At 38.1% G+C, this 21372-nt stretch carries 17 protein-coding genes; 11 read left to right on the top strand and 6 right to left on the bottom strand.

Annotated elements, in window-relative coordinates; translation table 11 throughout:
• Window positions 1-110 precede the first annotated feature (110 nt).
• A complete protein-coding gene (locus SFB89_RS00750) occupies window positions 111-1325 on the bottom strand; it encodes an MFS transporter (protein WP_331775043.1) in 1215 nt (404 codons plus the stop codon).
• A 341-nt stretch (window positions 1326-1666) separates the two neighbouring features.
• Here SFB89_RS00750 and SFB89_RS00755 point away from each other — a divergent pair, with 341 nt between their 5' ends.
• The 7 genes from SFB89_RS00755 (at window position 1667) to SFB89_RS00785 (ending at window position 9482) form a co-directional block, all read left to right on the top strand.
• Window positions 1667-1837 (top strand): dihydroneopterin aldolase, encoded by a 171-nt coding sequence (locus tag SFB89_RS00755; RefSeq protein ID WP_331775044.1) that lies wholly within the window; start codon window positions 1667-1669, stop codon window positions 1835-1837.
• A 9-nt stretch (window positions 1838-1846) separates the two neighbouring features.
• Window positions 1847-3355, top strand: coding sequence for a disulfide bond formation protein B (locus SFB89_RS00760; protein ID WP_331775045.1), 1509 nt, complete (start codon window positions 1847-1849; stop codon window positions 3353-3355).
• 74 nt (window positions 3356-3429) lie between these two features.
• Window positions 3430-5751 carry a molybdopterin-containing oxidoreductase family protein gene (locus SFB89_RS00765; RefSeq protein WP_331775046.1) on the top strand — a complete coding sequence of 774 codons (2322 nt, stop codon included), beginning with the start codon at window positions 3430-3432 and terminating at the stop codon, window positions 5749-5751.
• Window positions 5752-5764: 13 nt separating this feature from the next.
• Entirely contained in the window at window positions 5765-6328 is a 564-nt protein-coding gene (locus SFB89_RS00770; RefSeq protein ID WP_331775047.1) for a 4Fe-4S dicluster domain-containing protein, read from the top strand.
• Window positions 6329-6350: 22 nt separating this feature from the next.
• Window positions 6351-6998 (top strand): TorD/DmsD family molecular chaperone, encoded by a 648-nt coding sequence (locus SFB89_RS00775; RefSeq protein ID WP_331775048.1) that lies wholly within the window; start codon window positions 6351-6353, stop codon window positions 6996-6998.
• Complete coding sequence (locus SFB89_RS00780) at window positions 6998-8548, top strand: nickel-dependent hydrogenase large subunit (protein ID WP_331775049.1); 1551 nt, start codon at window positions 6998-7000, stop codon at window positions 8546-8548. The genes SFB89_RS00775 and SFB89_RS00780 overlap by 1 nt, the downstream gene beginning before the upstream one ends.
• Before the next feature lie 10 nt (window positions 8549-8558).
• Window positions 8559-9482 (top strand): hypothetical protein, encoded by a 924-nt coding sequence (locus SFB89_RS00785; protein WP_331775050.1) that lies wholly within the window; start codon window positions 8559-8561, stop codon window positions 9480-9482.
• A 55-nt stretch (window positions 9483-9537) separates the two neighbouring features.
• Here the strand turns inward: SFB89_RS00785 and SFB89_RS00790 are convergent, their stop codons facing one another.
• The 4 genes from SFB89_RS00790 to SFB89_RS00805 are packed head-to-tail and all read right to left on the bottom strand — an operon-like array spanning window position 9538 to window position 13256.
• Window positions 9538-10098: a TetR/AcrR family transcriptional regulator gene (locus SFB89_RS00790; protein WP_331775051.1), complete on the bottom strand. Its 561-nt coding sequence runs from the start codon at window positions 10096-10098 to the stop codon at window positions 9538-9540.
• Window positions 10099-10148: 50 nt separating this feature from the next.
• Window positions 10149-11432, bottom strand: coding sequence for a transporter substrate-binding domain-containing protein (locus SFB89_RS00795; RefSeq protein ID WP_331775052.1), 1284 nt, complete (start codon window positions 11430-11432; stop codon window positions 10149-10151).
• A complete protein-coding gene (locus SFB89_RS00800; protein WP_331775053.1) occupies window positions 11429-12607 on the bottom strand; it encodes a sensor histidine kinase in 1179 nt (392 codons plus the stop codon). Before SFB89_RS00800 ends, SFB89_RS00795 begins: the two co-directional genes overlap by 4 nt.
• Window positions 12594-13256, bottom strand: coding sequence for a response regulator transcription factor (locus SFB89_RS00805; RefSeq protein ID WP_331775054.1), 663 nt, complete (start codon window positions 13254-13256; stop codon window positions 12594-12596). Before SFB89_RS00805 ends, SFB89_RS00800 begins: the two co-directional genes overlap by 14 nt.
• 376 nt (window positions 13257-13632) lie before the next feature.
• Here SFB89_RS00805 and SFB89_RS00810 point away from each other — a divergent pair, with 376 nt between their 5' ends.
• The 3 genes from SFB89_RS00810 (at window position 13633) to SFB89_RS00820 (ending at window position 19105) form a co-directional block, all read left to right on the top strand.
• On the top strand, window positions 13633-14976 hold the full coding sequence (locus SFB89_RS00810; protein ID WP_331775055.1) for a YcjX family protein: 1344 nt from the start codon (window positions 13633-13635) through the stop codon (window positions 14974-14976).
• A complete protein-coding gene (locus SFB89_RS00815; RefSeq protein WP_331775056.1) occupies window positions 14973-16025 on the top strand; it encodes a TIGR01620 family protein in 1053 nt (350 codons plus the stop codon). The genes SFB89_RS00810 and SFB89_RS00815 overlap by 4 nt, the downstream gene beginning before the upstream one ends.
• 119 nt (window positions 16026-16144) lie before the next feature.
• On the top strand, window positions 16145-19105 hold the full coding sequence (locus SFB89_RS00820) for a cache domain-containing protein (protein WP_331775057.1): 2961 nt from the start codon (window positions 16145-16147) through the stop codon (window positions 19103-19105).
• A 32-nt stretch (window positions 19106-19137) separates the two neighbouring features.
• Here SFB89_RS00820 and SFB89_RS00825 read toward each other — a convergent pair whose 3' ends face one another.
• Window positions 19138-19617, bottom strand: coding sequence for an Hsp20/alpha crystallin family protein (locus tag SFB89_RS00825; RefSeq protein WP_331775058.1), 480 nt, complete (start codon window positions 19615-19617; stop codon window positions 19138-19140).
• A gap of 227 nt (window positions 19618-19844) precedes the next feature.
• Here SFB89_RS00825 and SFB89_RS00830 point away from each other — a divergent pair, with 227 nt between their 5' ends.
• Window positions 19845-21341 (top strand): aldehyde dehydrogenase family protein, encoded by a 1497-nt coding sequence (locus SFB89_RS00830; RefSeq protein ID WP_331775059.1) that lies wholly within the window; start codon window positions 19845-19847, stop codon window positions 21339-21341.
• The last annotated feature ends 31 nt before the right edge of the window (window positions 21342-21372 follow it).

A 21372-nucleotide genomic window follows, 5' to 3' on the forward strand; every position in this document is an offset into this window, starting at 1 on the left:
GATTTTGATGCCCGCAGTATAGTTGAAATCCTCTAACAAGTTTCTTAAAATGATGCCGTGTGACATTTTTCTTTTTAGGTATGTAGGGGTTGTGTATGAAATCGGTGTTTTTAGAGCTTTTTCAGCTGAAAACTTAACAATAATCCAAGACACAGTAACACAATACTGATACTATATATGAGTTGATAACTTCCCAAATACTTCAAAAGGATACCTCCTAAAATAGGGAAAAATAGTCCAATGGAAGTGATATTGGTTTGAAGTGCCGTATAGATGGGTCTTTTATCCTCAGGCGCAATCTCGATGACTAAGTTCATCCCGCTGATACTCAAACCATCAAAACCGATACCAAAAAGTAAAAAAATCGCACCATAGGTATAAACATTATCGGCAAATAGTGCGATGACAAAAGCTAAAATCATAAAAATAAAACTCAACGAGAGCATCTTCTCATAATCGCTAATACGCCTCCAAATCAGACTACTACCGATAATACTCCCAATCATCTGCAAGGTGATAAATCCACCTAGCATCCATCCGGTGAGGTGAAAGGAGTGGTTGGCATTTAAAATCACAAAAGGCATGGATAAAAAGTAACTAAAACTTAAAAAGATGGTAATAATTTGCTTTTGTAAGCGTTTATCTTGTTTGAGAATTTTGGTGGCATTTTGAAGAAAAAGTGTAAAGTTTTGTTCTTTGATGGAGACATTATTTTTAGCCGGTTCTTCTATCGTGACAAATGCCAAAAACCCGATGGCCATGATGGCGCTACTCACAAGAAAAAGATACGCAAAACTCAGGGGCGCTTCAAAATTTGCCAAGACATATCCTGCGACACCACCACTAATGATAGAGGCGATACTGCCAGCTACTTGGCGATTGGCCATGGTGGTACCACGGTATTTTTTAGAAAAGAGTTTGGCTTGTAATTCTTTAAAATAGATGGCTCCAAAACCCGCACTAAAAGAGAAGAAAAAGAGTCCTAGTCCGATAAAAAACAGAGTCAAAGGTTTATTGGAGTCCCCGATAAAATAGATACTCAAACCAATCGACAACCACGCAAGCCATCGTGCAAAAAATACTTTTCCAAGATAGGGTAAGACTTTTTTATAAGCTTGTGCATAAAACGCTGCATAGAGTTGAATCACAATGGCCCCACCGCGAAGCAGGGATACAAAAATACCGACCATGATAACGTTATTGCTGAAATGATGCACAATAAGCGGCAAGATTGTGGAGGGCTCGGCTATGGTGATGGCCAAGGCGAGGAAAAATGCGTGGGCGACGTTTTTATAATTATTTTTTGGATTGTCTATTTTATACATATACTTTCTCTAAACCTATTTTTGATGTGTCACATAGAGGCTTTCTTAAAATGCATAGAGTCTCGAGAGGTGTCTTTTATATCGCATCTAAAAGTTTTTCACGAATGTGTTTTCATATTATAGCAAACTTATCATGATAATCACAAATAATCGATACGCGGCTTCCTTGCTGCGCTTGTTTTGTTGTTACGTAAATTTTACTTTTGCTTGTTACCATCCTGCCATTGAAAATTTGGGTTTAGATAATAAACACGGTTTTGAATGAGGTTAGAACGATTCGTTCTTCATTTTATTTGGATGCTTACTGTTGTGTAATCATCCATTTTAGGGAAAGGGAATTCATGGAATTTTTAGAGTTGTCAATGATGATTCTAATCGCTTATTGGATCTGGAAGAAACCAGAGAAAGAGGGATTAGCGTTTAAATTGTTCGTCGGGGTCTTTTTGGTGATTGTTGTTGTGTTTTACGGCATCGACATCCAATATTTTGTGCTTCCACCAATGAATTTATAAGGAGATATGATGGAAAAAACTTCAAGATTTTATACATTGATATCTCTCGCCGTCATTGGTATCATAGCACTTCCTGTTGGAATTGCCAATATTGTTTTTGGTTATATGTTGGGAGATTCTCCCTGTACCAGTTGCTGGTCACTAAGAATCACGATGATCGTGATTGCGACATCAGCACTATTTATCATTCGCTATGGTCTTCGTCTCAAATATGTCGGGATGATGCTCATCGCTGCGGCTTATGGACTTTGGAATGCGTTTTGGCATCTTGGGATTTATGCGCAGTTAGATATGGGACAAGGTCAAGCGCTGATGGTTTTTAACTTGCACACACAATTGTGGGCAGGCGTCGTTATGTGGGCTGTGATTTTATTGTTTGCATTGATTTTGCTTTTTACGGGTCCTTCTTTGCAAGAGTTAGCAGCGGAGTTTAAAGGGCAAAAGTATCGAAAACTCTCCAAACTCGATGGTATTGCTTTTATTGTTTTTATTGTCATTGTTACGTCCAATGCGTTTCAAGCATTTGTTGCGGTGGGACCTCCTCCTTTTACCGGTCCGGATTCTCCAGCAAGATTTACTTTAAATCCAAAATATATTTCATGGCAAACAGGGTTGACAAACCTCTTCTCTGATCCATCATGGCGTGGCCCTATGGGTGTGAGTGATCCTGATCTTGCTAGTAGTCAGGCTCCTGGATTTGAATTCAATAATAACCCAGCAGATGCTCCTTTAGTGGTTAATGAAGCTCTTAATATTGAATCTAAAAAAGTCTTGGATTTACCTTTAAATAGTCCTATCAATGGCTTACGATTTAATCCAAAAAATAATAAATTTGCTTTAGTAACAGAGGATTGGGGTCTGTATTTGAGCGGGATTACTTTGGATTCTGTTGAGAAACATTTTGTCCTTGATCATCTCTATTTTCCTGTTGTATTAAATTTCGTCGGAGTAGATTTTATGGGAGATAATATCAAAGTCATGGGCTATAACAAAGCTTATATCACCGTGAAAGTAGATGATAATGCCGATGAAGTTGCGGGATTTGCTAATTTTTATGAAGGTGCTGATCAATTTACACCCGTTGAGCGCTCCATGTTTCAAACCGTTAGAGCAAAGACGAGTTATGTGGGTAGCTTTGTGGCAGATGAAAAATATAGTTATGCCATCTCGGTACCAAATAACCTAAATCCTAGCTTTATTTTAATCAAACAATCCAATGCAGATGGCATGCTATCAGCTGAATTAACACCGGAAATTGGCAGTGGTGTCACACTCAAAGAGAAACGAACCTTGGGTGAATTATATACAACCGCCCTAGCGTATAAAGATGGAAAGCTTTATGCCGCGAGCAAAAACTTTAACATTATCGTCGTAATCGATACGGCGACAGATTCAATCGTAGACACCTACTCTTTCCCTAGTGAAATAAAAAATATACGAGGTATGGATTTTGTTGATGACGCACTGTATGTCGTGAGTTATCAAGATAACAAAAACATGCTTTATATTTTGAAATAACATCAAGGTTTTTTGCCCCAGGAGTCATCTCTATGGGGCAATCTCAATCAACATAATTTCGCAAGGAGGATTTTTTGCAAGTTTTAAAAGAAGAGACTAAAGTAAGTCGTAGAAGCTTTCTTAAAGGCGCAAGCTTAGGTTTGATGAGTGTTCCACTTTTTGGTATGAAACGTACCATCGCCGGAGAAACACCACTTTTTAGCCCAACGCAACCCAAAGGCAATACCCAGCTACATCATGTAACCTGTCCAAGGAACTGCCGTGATGCGTGTGCGCTTATCGCTGAAGTACAAGATGGTGTCATGATTGATATCAAAGGAGACCCAGCCCATCCTGTGACACGAGGAACCGCTTGTGTTAAAGGTCAAGCTTATCGAGAGTATTTATATGCAACCGATAGAATCATGTATCCGATGAAAAGAGCCGGAAAAAAAGGCGAAGGAAAATGGGAGCGCATCAGTTGGGATGAGGCATTCAAATATACCGCAAAAAGATTAAAAAGTATTAAGAAAAGATACGGTGGAGAGGCGATTGCTGAGTTTGTATATTCAGGAAACGAAGGTTTCATCAGTAAATCAATCGCTCCGGGAAACTTTTTTGAAAAAATCGGTGCCACAAGGCTGGTGAGAAACCCTTGTGACTGGCCACGATATGTGGGTGAACCAAGTACAATTGGAACACCATTTTCCAAAGATGCTCTAGAGGCGCAATACTCTGATATGTACATCACATGGGGTTCAAATGAAGCGTATACTGCGGTACACTGGGCAAAATTTGGTCAAGATGTGAGAAAAAGAGGCGGTAAATTAATCACGATTAATACCGTGAGAACGCCTATGGCAAATCAATCTGATATGTTTATCCAACTCAAACCTTGTAGTGACGCTGCTTTTAGCTTAGGTGTATGTAAAGTTCTGATTGAAGAAAATTTATATGACAAAAAGTTTGTAGAAAACTATACGATGGGTTTTGGTGAGTTAGTCAAAGAGACCAAAGAATACACCCTCATACAATTGGCTGATATGTGTGGGATTACCGTGAAAGAAATCGAAGTGTTTGCGCGAGAATATGCAAAAGCAAAAGCACCGTTCATTTGTAGTGGTGATGGCGGACAACGACACTTCTGTGGTGCGAGGATGATTCGTGCTGCGACTTTCTTGCCAGTACTTGTGGGTGCTGTAACAAAACTCGGTGGCGGTATCTTCTGGGCGTATACCAATCTAAAACCATGTTATACGTTTGATAAAGTATCTCCAGATCTCTCACCAAAAGACAAACATGGTAAAAAAATCAAAAGACAAACTGCCAATTATGTCCAATTTGGTCGTGCCTTGAGATTAGATAATCCAACCAGTTTGGATACTGAGTCTGATTCTTACAAAGAGGTCAAACTCAAAACTCCAATTCGCGCGGTTATTAATTATAACACCAACTTGATGGTGACCGCACCAAATACACAACTCATCAAAGATCGTTTGGTAAAAGATGATTTGTTCTTGATTGTTATGGATCCATTTAATACCGACACGGTCGATTATGCAGATATCGTTTTACCAGCGGGTACCTTTTTGGAATCAGAAGATATTCAAAATGACCAAGTTTCTGGTTATGTACACTATAACGCCGCCGCCGCCAAACTGGTTGGTGAGAGTAAAACAAACCTAGAGATTTTCAACGGTCTTGCAAAAGCCATGGGTTATAATGATGAGTGTTTTAATTGGAATGCCGAACAAATTTTACGAATGATGCTCGATACGGATTTCAATAAATCTCAAAATATTACGTATGAAAAATTAAAAACCATCGGTTGGGTTAAACCAATCAGAAATGCCAAAACTATGAAAGATCATTTTCCTTATTATCCTTATCATGAAGAAAATAATCTTGTGTTTAAAACCAAATCAGGTAAATGTGAACTCTATTCTCAACATTTTAAAGATGAAGGTTTTCATCCGGTCATCGACATCGGAACCGATGAAGATTATTACCGATCACAAAAAAGATACGGTGCTGCGTATTTGAAAAAACATCCACTCTGTTTTATGACTCCAGGAACACAACTCCAAAACAACTCAAACTGGGGTAGCACCAAATATATTGCCAGTCGTGTGGATTATGATGGTTATCCTGAACTTTTCATGACCAAAGAAGATGCCGCACCTCGAGGAATCAAAGAGGGCAGTGTGGTGAGTGCTAAAAACGAACTGGGCGAAGCCTTCTTTAGGGTACGAATTACCACACAAATCAAACCAGGGATTACGTATGCTTGGAACAACATTTGGCATAAAACCACAAAAACAAAAACGGGTGCGAACTATTTGTGCTGTGATGGGATTGGTGATTTAGGTCAAGGTGCTGTATTTACAGCCACATTTATTGAAGTAAAAAAAGTATAGAAAGGAGTGGATGATGTCAAAAAGTCAAAAAGGATTTCTATTTGATCAGAATTTTTGTATCGGTTGTAAAGCCTGTGAAATTGCTTGTCAAGTATATCATAGACAAGAAGAACTTATCAATTGGAGACATGTTGATACTTTCTTCTATAACGATGGAAATATGGAAAAAGAAGTATATATCTCCAATGCGTGCCATCACTGTGAAGAGCCCGCTTGTGTAGAGGTTTGTCCTACTTCTGCTTATACGAAAAGAGATGATGGAATTGTCGTGCTTGATCGTGATAAGTGTATTAGCTGTGGTTATTGTGAAGAGGCCTGTTCTTATGGTGCCATCACACTAAAAGGCCAAGATCACAAAGCACAAAAATGTAATATGTGTGCAGAAAAACAAGATGTTGGCGAGCTTCCTGCTTGTGTTGCAGCGTGTCCTGTTGATTGTTTAAAATTGGTAGATACGAGAGTTTCAGATGCGGCGGGAATGTCAAAAACAGCCGTAGGATTTGTTCCATCTAAGATGAAACCATCTATCAGATTTTATCCAAAATTTAGAAGTGGCGATTACATAAAAATTAATTAGCATAGAGAAATAGGGAATCAAAATGGAAAATTTAGAATTAGAATATCATCAAAATATAGCAAATGCATATGATTTGTTGCGCGTTGTATTTTTCAATCAGTGGAGAGAAGAGACCGTACTTGATCTTAAACAAAAAGCAGATGCATTGAAGGATGAATCTAAAAAATTAGCATTTGTCCAAGATATTGAACTTATAAAAGGCGATGCTCTTGATACGGCAAGGTGGGAATATAATCGATTATTCATAGGCCCTCAAAAACCATTGGCGACTCCTTTTGAATCGGTTTATAGATCAAAGAAGAAACTCATGATGCGAGAGAGTACCTTTGAGGTAAGAGAATTTTATGCCAATGTGGGATTGGAAGTCGAGAGAAAAGACCATTTTCCTGATGATTTCATCGGCTTTGAATTTCAGTATCTTTTTTATGTATCCCAATTAACCGTCGCGTTGATTGAGCACAAAAAAGAAGACGAAGCCATCGCACTCATACATGAGCGAAAAGATTTTTTAGCGCAACATCCAAATCAGTGGTTTCCTGCATTTTGCGATGATATTTCAAACCACAGCAAAGAAAAAATATGGAAAGATCTTGCTGAATTTATTCTAAATATTTCGAAACAAGAGGAAACGTTTTTTGAACTTTTCTCAATAAAAAATAAGGAAAAATGATGTCAAAAAAAGTGACAATTGACCCATTAACAAGGATAGAAGGGCATTTAAAGTTTGAAACAACTCTGAATAACAGCGGAGTGGTTACGGATGCAAAATGTACTGCAGATATGTACAGAGGTATTGAAAAAGCACTGATTGGCTATGATGCAAAAGTAGCACAACAAGTGACACAAAGAGTATGTGGTGTTTGTCCTTATGCTCATGCGGAAGCTTCTGCATTGGCTTTAGAAAATGCCATGGGATTGAAGTTAAATAAAAACGGCTATCTATTGAGAAATTTGATTGTCGGTGCGTATCGTTTACAAGATTATTTGTTGCACTTTTATACCTTAAGTGCGTTGGATTTTATCGACATTACCGCAATCACAAAATATCAAGGCAAGGATAGTGGATTGTTGGCGTTGAAAGATTGGGTAAACAAAGAGCTCAAAAGTGGAAAGATTTTCCCAGCAGCACCTTTTTTACCACGATATGAAGCTGCATATACCACCAACCAAAATCTAAATATCTCAGCGGTAAAACACTATTTAGAATCGATTCAAGCGATGGCTGAGATTCATAAAATGGTAGCAATTTTTGGTGGCAAATCTCCCCATCCTGTTGCGATTGAAGCAGGGGGTGTGACGACACGACCAACTGTCGATGCCTTGATGAAATATGAAACACTCTTGAAGCGTACGAAAGCATTCATCAAAGATGCTTATGTCCCCGATGTCAAAGCGGTAGCCAAAGCGTATAAAGAGTACTTTAAGATAGGAAAAGGAACGGGGGATTTGTTGAACTTCGACTTTATGCCAGATGAAAATGGAGAAAATTTCCTCTTCATCGGGGGGTCTACTATCAATGGTAAGTTTGAAGCATTAAAAGATACAAAAATTTTAGAATCTCAAAAATATTCTTATTATAAAGATGGCAAAAAAGATTATGCTCCAATGGAACAAGACTCAGAACACCCTCTTAGCTGGTATGAATATGAGCGAGAACAAAAGAAATCAAATGGTAAATACAGCTGGAGTAAAGCACCAAGATATCGTGATAAAGTAGTCGAAGTTGGGGCTGTCGCTCAGGTAGTAAATACCTACAAGAGTGGCCATAATCCAGAGCTTAATCGATTGGTCGATAGTATCAATACCGAACTTGGAATCAAACTAAGCGATTATAACTCTGTGATGGGTCGCCATCTTTGCCGTGCTATTGTTTCCTTGATTGTGGTGGATAGATTGGAAAAAGATTTGAACAAAGTAGTCCCAGGAGAGCTTGGATTTATCGAAAAAGAAGTGCCTAAAAATGCTTCAGGATTTGGTTTTACAGAAGCCAGTCGTGGTGCTTTGGCGCATTGGATTGAGACAGACGACGAGGGACTTATTAAAAATTATGAAATGATAGTACCAACGACTTGGAATATCTCTCCTAAAGACAGTAAGGACAGAGCCGGTGCAGTAGAGCAAATGCTAATTGGAACAAAAGTAGCAGATGCCAACAACCCAATTGAGCTAGCAAGAATCGTCAGATCTGCTGATCCTTGTATAGCTTGTTCAGTACATTAAGGATAAAATGATGACAAGAAGAGAAGTACTCAAACAAATGTATGCAGTCGTAGTTGCTGTCGGAGCATCAAGTTTTCTAAGCTTTGACGATCTACTTGCAATGGATAAAGGTGAGATAGCTAAACCCAACCTCGTATGGTTGCATGGTACCTCCTGTTCTGGATGTTCTACATCCTTTCTCAATGTCGAGGGCGTGCCACTTGTCGATATTCTAACAGAATACACTAATGTCGTTTTTCATCCAGATATCTCATTGGCCACAGGACATCAAGTGACTGATATGTTGGAACGTGCGGATGAATACAAAGATTTTATTTTTGTATTTGAAGGTTCCATCCCGATGGCGATGCCCCATGCTTGTATGCTAGGTGACAAACCGATGACCTATTGGGTGGATAAATTGGTTCGCAAATCAAGTGTTTGTATTGCGGCTGGTACGTGTGCGAGTTTTGGTGGTATCACCAATATGGAAGGCATGGTAACCGGTCCAAAACCATTGGCAGATTTTATCAGTTATCAAGGGATTAAAAAACCGGTTGTGAACCTACCAAACTGTCCTATGAAACCAGAGCAATTATTGTATGTGTTGTTCTATTATCTTAAGACTCACAATACACCAGAACTTGATGATGAGAAACGTCCGCTTAGATTTTTCGGCAATACCGTGCATGAGAGATGTACGCGTCATGATGATTTCACCAGAAAGAAATTTGCTAAGAAAATCGGTGATGAGGGCTGTCTATTTTATCTTGGCTGCCAAGGAATTGTCACCAAAAATGATTGTCCGATCAATGGACACAATGGCAACACCAATATTTGTATCAAAGCAGGGCATCCGTGTATCGGTTGTGCTGGCAAATATTTCCCTCGAAAGATTATGTTGCACACTTATGATGATAAGCGCCCTAATGAGAGATTTAAAGTTATCTCCTAATAATTTATAACTGACATAGCGGTGTGAATCTTGATATATTCAAGGTTGGCACCGACTATGTTATCATTGCCGCGATATTTTTTATGATACTATCGCCATCTTCTTTAGAGTGGTTGTATTTGCCGTGAATATTTAATCCGTGCACGAGCGTGATAATGGTGAGTGCCATTGATTTAGGATCGCCACTGAACTCTTTATGTGCCTTCGCCTCTTTTAGATTTTCCTCGATTTGTTGTTGTAGCTTTGTAAAAAAATCTTTTGGGATATGAAAAGCTTCCGCTCTCATAAAGTCACCTTTGTTCATACAATTGGTAAATAGACATCCTTTAAATCCTCTATCAAAAGCAAATTTTTCCAGAAATTTAACGATTCCCTTTTTGCCCGGATGACTCTGGAGTAGTTGGATATTACAGAGGGCTCTTTTTGCATAATAGTGCTCAAGGGCTTCTTTAAAAAGACCTTCTTTATCGCCAAATAGCGCATACATCGTACGACGGTTTAATCCTGTAAAAGAAACCAAATCGGCCATCGATACTTTATCGTATCCTTTTTGCCAAAAGAGTTCCATGGCGTTCTCTAATACTGTGTTTAAATCATATTCTGCTGGTCTTGCCATACCTATCTCCCTTGCCACATTATAGAATTATAGTTCTACAATGTCAAGGATTATGATAAGGGCGGTGTCAACTCTTTGATGAAGCCAATCATCCTGATGGGGTTGTTGTATCTGTCATATTTGAAGATTCTACTACGCGATTCGACATATTTTAATGCCCCTGATTGTGAGATGATTCGAAATTGGATACGACAAAATTCATCGGTACTGTTAAAACACTCTTCAATATGCTGAATCACAGCGGGCAAATCTTTTTGATGGATAAATTCCTTTTGAAATTGATCTATGGGCATTGAGATTTCATTGTTTGAGCACTCAATCAATGCGGCAAATACTGAATTTCCCGTGATTGTTTTTTGCGGAATATCCCAATCCCAAGCGCCTATTTTTGCAGATTGCAAACTACAATTGAGCCACTCTCGGTTGCGTTTGAGAGAATTTTCTGTCGCTTTTCTTTTTTTTATTTCTTTTTTTAAACGATACGTCCAATAGAGAAAAATCCCAATCAAAATAGCACCAAAGGCCGATATTTGCCAGACGAGAGTATAATCAACCGCTTTTTGAAACAATGGTGGGAACCACTGACAATAGATATTGTCTTTGACTTCTTGGGGGATTGCATGAATACATTTTTGCAATATATCCCTCAAAATAGGCGCATCATCTCGCACTCCCATAGCATAATCAAATCGATACTTGGCGATGCCCGATATCGCCAGATTTTGAAAACCATCATTTTGGATAGAGTAGGCGATTTGAGATAAATTTCCAACATAAGCATACGTCTTGCCCGCAAGCACTAAATTAAGCCCCTGCGTCAAATTTTCGGTTTTGACTAAAAAGATATCTTTATGAAACTCTTCTAGGATGTGATGGCTCATATAATCATCAATAACTGCTACGGTTTTGCCGTTTAACTCTCTTAATCCATCAACATACCCCACAATCTTATTGGTCACAATAGCCATAGGAAAAGAGAGGTAGGAATGTGTAAAGAGGAGGTATTCTCCCCTTTTATGAGTGGGTGCGATACAAGAGAGTACATCAACCGATTTATCTCTTGCTAATTCTGTGACTTCCTTCCATGTTTTGGCGGTGACAATGTTGATTTTGATGTTGAGCATCTTTTTGATTTCAGCGAGATAATCAATGGCAATACCTTTAAATTCCCCATGACTATCTTGAAATTCAAATGGCGCATAATTTCTATCGATGCCTACGGTGATGCTAGGGTGCTGTGCTAGCCAATCTTTCTCTTTTTGCGTTAATCCAATATCGACTGCAGCCCATACGTTTATTTGTAGAAACAGACCGATACAGAGTAATTTAATCACTGTGAATTTCCTTCTTTTAATATTTTTGATGGGAGGTAATAGCAAAAGCGCGTATGCCCCTCTTGTGTTGATGTAACCTCAATGTTAATTTTATAGATATGACAGATATGCTCCACCATACTCAACCCTAAGCCAAACCCGCCTAAAATATTATCCCCTCGATAATACCTTCGAAAAATCTTTTTGGTGTCTTGAATCTGTTCTCCCCAATTACTAAAACACAACCTACCCATCGATGCGTCTTTAAAGAGTGTGATTTTAATTGTCGTTCCTTTGTTGGAATATTTGATAGCGTTGGAGAGATTGTTATCAATTAACCGTTGCAACTCGACCACATTGATGTGTAAAAACAGATTGTCTGTGATGTCACTCATGATTTTTAGATCTTTAATCTCTGCCAAAATACGAAAAAATTCTATTCTGTTTTTTAGCAAAGGAGCGACATGAACCCAATCTTTTGGATACGAGGTTTTTGAATTTTTTATGAAGTATTCGATACTTTCATAAACAGACGTGAGATTACGCAATCCTCCCTGTGCTCTTTTTAGTGCCATAGAGGATTTAATTGTATTTTCTAAAAACTCCAAATTGATTTGAATCACTCCCAAAGGGGTACGTATCTCATGCATGGCATCTTTGAGGAAAAGGTCTAGATTTTGATTGATGATATTGTGTACTTTAGTGGTGTGTAAATACAAAAAGATACTGCACAAAATCAAAAATGTGATAATACTAATGACTAAAATAAAAATCCTATTATTGATATCTGAATAATTCAAATCTTTTTCCAAGATAATGCGTACCGGCCCTGAGGGAAGAAATGTTTTGGTATGGTTATAAAAAAGATGATTGCCCCGCATATAAATCAGCTTATGGGGATTATATGTGGGAGTGTTGGTAAAGGTTGTATAGAGTATGGAGCCATTGGTATCGATGAGGGCAACGCGATATAAGAAGGATTCTAATGTCCCAAAGATAGACTCTTTGAACTCTTTTAGTGTGCGATTATATTTGGTGATTTTATTGGCATAATGCTCGATTTTGTACTGCTCTTGTATTTTGAGCATGGCTGTGGATTCTTGGATATAAAAATATGAAATGAGAGCAAATGCTGAGGTAATGATGATGGCAGAAGCAAATGAGTAAAGGGCTATAGAGATGTTAAGTTTTTTCAATTTGGTATCCAAGCCCTCGGGAATTGATGATGAGATTTTTGTCTGTTTTGTCGCGAATGCGTTTGATGTGCATTCTCAAATCCGCTTCAGTGATAAATTCATCATCCCAAAGGGTGCTAATGATATCATTGGTGGTGAAAAAAGAGCCTTGTCTCATGATGAGATAATTGAGGATTTTTTGCTCAATTGGTGTCAGTTTAATCATCTCCCCATCTCGGGAAAGTTCGTGTTTGAGTAGATCAAATATAAAGTTATATTTTAGTTTTATGATACTTTTACTGGTTTTGTATTGAAAATTATTGACCGTTTGTGTGATGCGGTATTTGAGCTCTTTTAAGGCAAAAGGTTTCCGGATATAATCATTGCAACCGACTTCATAACCGGTGCTTAAATCATCAATATCGGTGAGCGAGGTCACGAGGATGATAGGCACTTCTATGTCATTTTCTCGCACAGCCTTCACCACTTCATAACCTGAAATCGTCGGGACTCTCACATCCATCAATAACAAATCATAATCAGTTTCAAATACTGCATCTAGCGCGTCTTGACCCCTCTCAAAATCATCCACGTCATAATCTAAAGATTCAAGATACTCTTTAATGCTCACTCGGTAACTAAAATCATCCTCTAACAGTAAAATTTTCATATCAACCTTCCTATTGGCGCCATCTTAGCGAATTTTTGTTGAAAAAGATATAGTTTTTTCTAATAAAAATGGCATCAAAAAAATGAGAAATTTTGACGAAAAAATTTTAAAAAATTTGCAAAAAAGCCTAGAAGCCCAAGATTAGGGAACAAGATAGGGGAAATGTCCCTTCTATCATGATAAAAAATAACAATTTTTATCCTGTTTGTTACGTTAATTTTACATTGACATGATAAGGCAGATATAAGGGCTAAGATATGTCAATAAGATACATTTTTCTAATACTTCTACCCGCGTCAATTTGCGGTGATAGGGGAAATTAATTTTATATGATATAAAATGATAAGAGAAAAGAAAAAGGAGCCCTGTGGTGCGGATGAAAAAAACACTTGCAGACCTAGCAAAAACGGCGCAAAATGCGATACCAGAATTGCCCTCTTTGGAGGCGACGACAAAAATCGCCATTACTGGCTTGAGTCATTCGGGAAAGACGGTTTTTATCACCTCTTTGATTGATCAATTATTGAATCAAAAAAAAGTCTCATGGCTGACTTCAAAACACCGTCCATTCAAAGTGAGACTTGCGCCTCCAAAAGCCACTATGAAGCGTTTTGATTACTATACTTTTGCCCGAGAGATTAAGCAAAAATCAGCATGGCCCAACGGTACTGATACCATCACGTCGACGGTGTTAGAATTTGAAAAAAAGAGCAAGTTCTCATTTTTGAAAAATTCAAGATTTAAATTGGAGATTATCGATTATCCAGGGGAGTGGATTTTAGATATTGGCCTCTTAAATCTCAGTTATGAAGCGTGGTCTACTCGAGTACTAACATGGCTTCAAGAGAGCGAAGAACCCGAGGCATTGCGTTATTTGGATGAGCTTAAAACACTCTGCGACCAAAGTGGTGGTCCTGTACTTGAGCACAAGCTTCATGATAGTTACTGCACACTGTTGCATCATCTCAAAGAGCGTCACTACTCGCTTCTCACACCGGGACGCTTCTTGATGCCCGCTGATCTTGCGGGAGATCCATTGTTGGTTTTTGCACCGATTGCCAATACAAAGTGTGCCTTGCATGCGGTCTATAAAAAACGCTATGATGCTTATTTGCACGATATTGTTCGAGATATTCAATTGAAACACTTCCATGGATTTGATCGACAAATTGTCCTGGTTGATATGGTAGAGGCCTTGCAACATGGTCCCAAATGTTATCATGATATGAAAACAGGACTCGACCGAATGCTGTCGCTTTATAGCTATAAAAATAGAAAATTCTTTTTCAAATTTTTTCCCTCCATTCGTAATGTCACTTTTGTCGCAACCAAGGCAGATCTGGTGGCCGCCTCACAAAGTAATAATTATCTCGCACTACTTGATGAAATGACAGAGAATATTCGAGCAGAACTTGATATTAGCCACATCAAGACCAACACTCAAGTGATAGCTTCGGTGAAATGTACACAAAGCATCACCCAGCAATATCAAGGCAAAACACTCTCATTTGTGCGAGGTGTGAGTGCCAAAGATAAAAAACTGGTCGAAATCTATCCCGGAGAAATGCCATCTTCTTATCCTCCCCCAACACAATGGCGTGCGGACCATTATGCGTATGAAGCATTTTTGCCACCACAAAAATCGTACAAAGAGAACGAACCCTTTGATCACATCCATATGGATCGCGTGATTGAATCCCTTATTGGAGATTTGTTATGAGTATTAAACCGTTTAAAAAAATCATACAACCCCAACAACCCGATGATTTTAAAGAACCACCCATCAAGCCATTTAAGATGGAACCAACCGGAGCGCTAGATACACATATGGAGAATGTAGAAGATGCAACGGGTGCATATGATGCTAAAAATCGCTCCTCTTTTGAGAAGTTTTTTGCTTCTTTTCGTACTATTTGGGGAATTGGCATAGCACTTTTGTTTTTTATTGTTGTGATGATTGTTTCAGATACAATCCAAAGCATTCAGGACATCATGATAGAAGGAAGTGTTGCACAATATCTCTACCTTGTGGGGTTGTTGGTGTTGTTACTAGCCTTAATCTTGAATCTTTTTAGCACGGTCAAACAGTTAAAAACATTGCAGCGTGTCACCGATATCCAAGCTCAATTTGAGCGTCAAAAAAAGCAACCAACACAAGAGATTGTCGGTTTGGTACACCATCTTTTGAGGCGATATGAACACAACCCTGACCCCAAATTGCAACAGCACATTACCCAAATACGGACCGCACTCGATTCGGCTGTTGTGTATCATGAACTCTATCATGATATCGATGGCGGGTTGCTTTCAATATTAGATGAACATGCCAAAAAAAGAATCCACAAAGCTTCCTTGCAAGCGGCACTCTCCACGGCGATTTCTCCGATACCCCTTTTTGATATGCTGTTGATTTTTTGGCGGAGTTTGTTGCTGACCAAAGAGATTGCCTTAGTTTATGGGTTTTGCCCAGGAGGGCTCACGCGTCTTATCTTGCTCAAAAAAGCAGTCGTTCATATTGCTTTTGCCGGTGTTGCAGAATTGGCCGCAGACCTTGCCAATCAAGTAACAGGAGCATCCATGCTCACAAAATTTTCAGAATCTATAGGGCAGGGTATTGCCAATGGCGTGCTGCTCTCACGTTTGGGTTATGGTATCATGGACGCGTGTCGTCCCATCGCACTTGGAGAGAAAAAGAGCAGCTTTGCAAGAGAACTTCTCAAAGATATTGCGCAATATTTCAAAATTTATACCCCACATGAACCCATATAACCTGAAATCTCTTATTTTGCGAAGCATAAGTCTTATGTATCATAATTAAGGCAGTATCTCACAAGTAAAAAAGAAAAATTTTGTTAAAATACTGCCATTCTTTTAAGGGGCAGGTTGTCATGGAGAAAAAATTTAGTTTATTTAATTACTTTCATATTGCTTCGTATATGGTACTTCTTGCCCTGGTTACGGTTTTGATTACATTTGTTTTTTATGATGCCAATACCAAATTCAAACAAGAATCTATCAAGATAGAACAAGAGCAACTCAAGAGTAAAAAAAAGAAACTAAAAGAATCCGTACAAAATTTTGTCAATTATATTTATCTACGGCAAAAAGAAGTCTATGCACAGACTAAAGAGAGTGCAAAAGCACGTACTCTCAGAGCCTATGACATCGCGATGAATCTGTATCAAACTTATAAAAATCAACGCAGTGATGCTGAAATTCAAGAGATGATTATTGCGGTTTTGCAATCTTTTAAATACAAAAATAAACAAGAATATTATTTTATTGTACAACGTAATGGCACGGGGTTATTGTTCCCTATAGAGCCTAGTTTGAAGGGTAAAAATGTGCTAGAGACTACCAATCAGCATGCCAAAGAAGTATCCCAAAAGATTTTGAATACGATGCGCAATAAAAAAGAGGGGTTTTTAGAATACAAGTGGAAGCAATCCTATCATGATAAGCACCAATATGACAAAATCTCTTATATGAAAGTGTTTGAGCCTTATGATTGGATTATCGGTACGGGCGTTTATGTCAAAGACATTGAAGCAAAAATCAAAGATGAGATTGTTAATGATGACAATAGACTCAGATATAGTAAAAATTATATTTTTATAGGCAAATGGGATGGGACGTCATTGACCTATCCGACAAAAAACAAAAATATGTATGATGTTGTTGACAAATCTGGTTATTATGTTGTGCGAGAATTAATCAAAAAGGCAAAAGAAGGCGGGGGCTTTATCAGCTACACCATGCCTAAATTGCAACACGAACGCAGTATCAAAAAACTCAGTTATGTCCAAGGAATCCCACAGTGGCACTGGTATGTCGGCTCGGGTGTTTATTTGGATGATATGAATCATGAAATTGAAGTCTTGCGTAAGGCGATAGTACAACGTTCAAATGAACAATTGGTCTATATGTTGGTTTTTGTTTTGGGCGTGGCCGGTATCTTTGCGTGGTTTTACACTTTTATTACAAAAAAGATAAAAAAAGATTTTTTAGTCTTTTCTGATTTCTTTGATACCCTCTCTCACCGGAATTTTTTTATTAATACGCATGCTCTTAAATTTAGTGAATTTAGAGAACTGGCACATCATGCCAATAAAATGCTCGAGTCAAAATTAAAAGTTATGGAAGATTTAGAAGCGTATAAGAAGATTGTCTCAAATTCCGATGATTTTCTTGCTTTGATTGACCAAAATTATATTTATCGCGCGATTAGCGGAGGATATGAGACACTGTTTCAAAAAAGTAAAGAAGAGATTTTAGGCAAGAGTATTGCCTCGTTGTTGGGAGAAGAATTTTTCTATAAAAATATCAAAAAATATAGTGATCGTGCACTCTCTGGGGTATCGTTTGAGCGAGAGTATTGGTATGTCACAAATGAACAACGATACTATTTTCATGCCAAGTATTTTCCTTATTTTAATCATCCCGATGATACATTACCAGCAGCATATGTCGTCTCTGCACGCGATATTACAGAAAAGAAAAAATACCACGACCAATTGATTGCTTCAGAAAAAGAATTGGTATTTTTGGCACACAATGATGCTTTGACATCACTACCAAATCGTCTCTTATTGCTTGATCGCATTCAACAAGCTGTTGCGCATCATCATCGTTATGGTAACAAGTTTGCCGTGTGTTATATTGATTTGGATAATTTTAAAAAAATCAATGACAGTTATGGACACTCTTATGGCGATGAAGTGTTAAAACAATTCTCTCAAAAGGTTTTAAAAATCATACGAGAATCTGACACATTATCACGTATTGGTGGAGATGAATTTATTTTGTTATTAGAGACCATCAAAGACCCTGTTGAAGTGTTGTCGGTTATGTTAAAAATACAAAATATTTTTTTAGAGCCTTTTATCATCAAAGATTTTACATTTTTTCTCAGTTGTAGTATCGGAATTAGCGTCTATCCCGATCATGGCAGCAACAGTGAAACCCTCATAAAAAATGCGGATATTGCCATGTATAAAGCAAAAAATTCAGGGAAGAATACGCATGCCTTTTTTAAAGATGAGATGTCCATAGCCACCGTTGCAAAAGTCAATATAGAAAATGATTTGCGCGAGGCAATCAACAAGCAACAATTTCAAGTCTATTATCACCCTCAAGTCGATTTAAAAACTCAAAAACTCGTCGGATTGGAAGCTTTATTACGATGGAATCATCCTGAAAAAGGCTTGCTATTGCCGCGACATTTTATCGATATTTGTGAAGAAACACGTTTGATTATTTCGATTGGTGAATGGGTGATGCGACAAAGTTGTGAGGATTTATTGTCTTTGCAACACGAGGGATTACTCTCAAAAGATGTGCGAATTTCTATCAATGTTTCTGGCGTGCAGATTGAATACAGTGATTTTTTACCGGTAGTTCAAGATGTGATTGAAACAACGGCCATTGATCCGCAAATATTAGAGATTGAAATCACAGAATCGTTCATCATGCAGGATCCAAAGCGTTGGATTAACCTTTTGGAAGTATTACGCGAGATGCATGTCAAAATTGTGATTGATGACTTTGGTACGGGATACTCTTCGCTGAGCTATTTACTACGATTGCCGATTGATAAATTGAAAGTGGATATGTCGTTTGTGAGTAATATTCCAGAAGATGAAGATGCCTGTGCCATTGTCCGTACGATTCTTGATTTGGCATCGAATATGAAAATCTCCTCTTTGGCTGAGGGGATTGAAACAAAAGAACAAGAGCAATATCTCGCAAAACACGGATGCGAACAAGGTCAAGGATACCTGTATGCCAAACCAATGAGTTTGGAAATGTTGAAAACCTGGATAAAAAATAGAAATACGACACACCACTGATCTGATGGCATCTCAGATCAGCGTATGAGGGGTTATGCTTTTGGGATTTTAATAACCAAAACCCCCTGTTTATATTGAGTCTTCATCTCTTTCATCTTGGCGTTATTGGGAAGTAAAAAGCTCCTAAAATATGAATTTGTATAAGAGGAACTTTGATAGTTCTGTTGATTTTTCGTCACATTTTTTTGATAACTTCTTGCATTGATGTAGAGCATATTTTTATTGGTTTTGATATCAATATTACTCTGTTCAAATCCAGGTAAGTTTACCGTGATGACATAAGCATCTCGGGTGTTTTTAAAGCTGCTTTTTGCTGCTGTTACGGGATTTGTTATCGCGTGACTTCCAAAATATTTCTGATGCAAATCTCTAAACAGCTTTCCCATCGTTTGTTCCATATGCTCAAAATCACTAGAAATTGAAGATGGATTGGATGGATTCGTTTGCGCGTTGGCAGATATTAAAAATCCACTTAGAAGTGCTATTGTCAATGCTGTATTTACAGTTTTCATGCGTCTCTCCTATCTGTTTTTTAATATTTTCATTGATAATTTTAATACCCTTTTTTAAAGATTTAGTAAATAAAAAAACAACAAACTTATAAAAATTATTTTATAACTTAATTTTACATTTAAAAATAAAGTTAACTTTTATTCTGTCTTAGAGCTTAAAACAATCTGCAATAGAATCCATAAAAAGGTCATTTTAATCTTTTTAATTCAATATAAAGGTAGAAACAATGGTATATTCTAAACCGACATATAAACCTCGTTATGAGAATTTTATCGGAGGTGAGTGGGTCGCGCCCGTAAATGGTGTATATTTTGATAATCTTTCCCCTGTTGATGGTGAAGTTTTAACTCAAATTCCTCGTTCGAGTACGGCCGATGTTGATGCTGCAGTTGCTGCTGGTGTCAAGGCTTTTGAATCCTATAAGCACACTTCTGTGATTGAACGCAGTACGTTACTCAATAAAATGGCAGATGCTATCGAAGCAAATCTAGAATCCATCGCAATCGCTGAGACTTTAGATAACGGAAAAGCCATACGTGAAACACTGAATGCCGATATTCCTTTGGTGGTAGATCATTTTAGATATTTTGCTTCTGTGATTCGAGGAGAAGCAGGAAGTGTGGCTGACCTTGATGAAAATACTACTTCACAAGAAATCTATGAGCCCCTTGGTGTGGTCGCACAGATTATTCCATGGAATTTCCCTCTTTTGATGGCCGCATGGAAAATCGCTCCAGCTATCGCTGCTGGTAATTGTGTGGTTTTAAAACCAGCCAGTGCGACTCCGATGTCAATCTTACTCATGATGGAAGCCGTTCAGGATATTGTGCCAAAAGGGGTGATTAATATTATCAACGGAGCCGGTGGCAAAATCGGAAAACACCTCTCCACCCATCCAGATATCAAAAAAGTTGGCTTTACCGGTGAGACGACAACGGGTCAGTTGATTATGCAATATGCTACTGAAAATATTATCCCTTCCACGCTAGAATTAGGTGGCAAATCTCCTAATATCTTTTTTGAATCCATTATGGATAAAGATGATGAATTTTTTGATAAAGCCATCGAAGGATTGGTATTATTTGCCTTTAATAGTGGTGAAGTATGTACCTGCCCATCTCGAGCATTGATTCAAGAGTCTATTTATGAACCTTTTATGAAAAGAGTTTTAGAGCGAGTCAAAGCCATTACGCAAGAAAATCCGTTAGATACCGAGACGAAAATGGGAGCACAAGCCTCAGTCAATCAAAAAGAAAAAATCCTCGACTATCTTCGTATCGGTAAAGAAGAAGGAGCAGAATGCCTCATTGGGGGTGAAGAATACGTCAATAAAACATTTCCAAACGGCAACTATATCCAACCGACCATCTTCAAAGGTCACAATAAAATGAGAATCTTCCAAGAAGAGATTTTTGGCCCAGTGCTTTGTGTCACGACGTTTAAAGATGAAGCCGAAGCGCTTGAAATTGCTAATGATACAATCTATGGTCTTGGCTCTGGTCTTTGGTCACGAGATGTCCATCAGGTGCATAATGTATCACGGGGTATTGAAGCCGGTCGTGTTTGGGTGAATTGTTATCACCTCTATCCATCCCATGCTTCATTTGGGGGATACAAAAAATCAGGTATTGGACGTGAAACACACATGATGATGTTGAATGCTTACCGACATACTAAAAATATCTTGACATCATTTGACAAAAATAAATTAGGATTTTTTTAATCATGATGAGCGTATGGCATCGTGCTATACG

The sequence above is a fragment of the Sulfurospirillum sp. 1612 genome (assembly GCF_036556685.1).
Lineage (GTDB): Bacteria > Campylobacterota > Campylobacteria > Campylobacterales > Sulfurospirillaceae > JAADIZ01.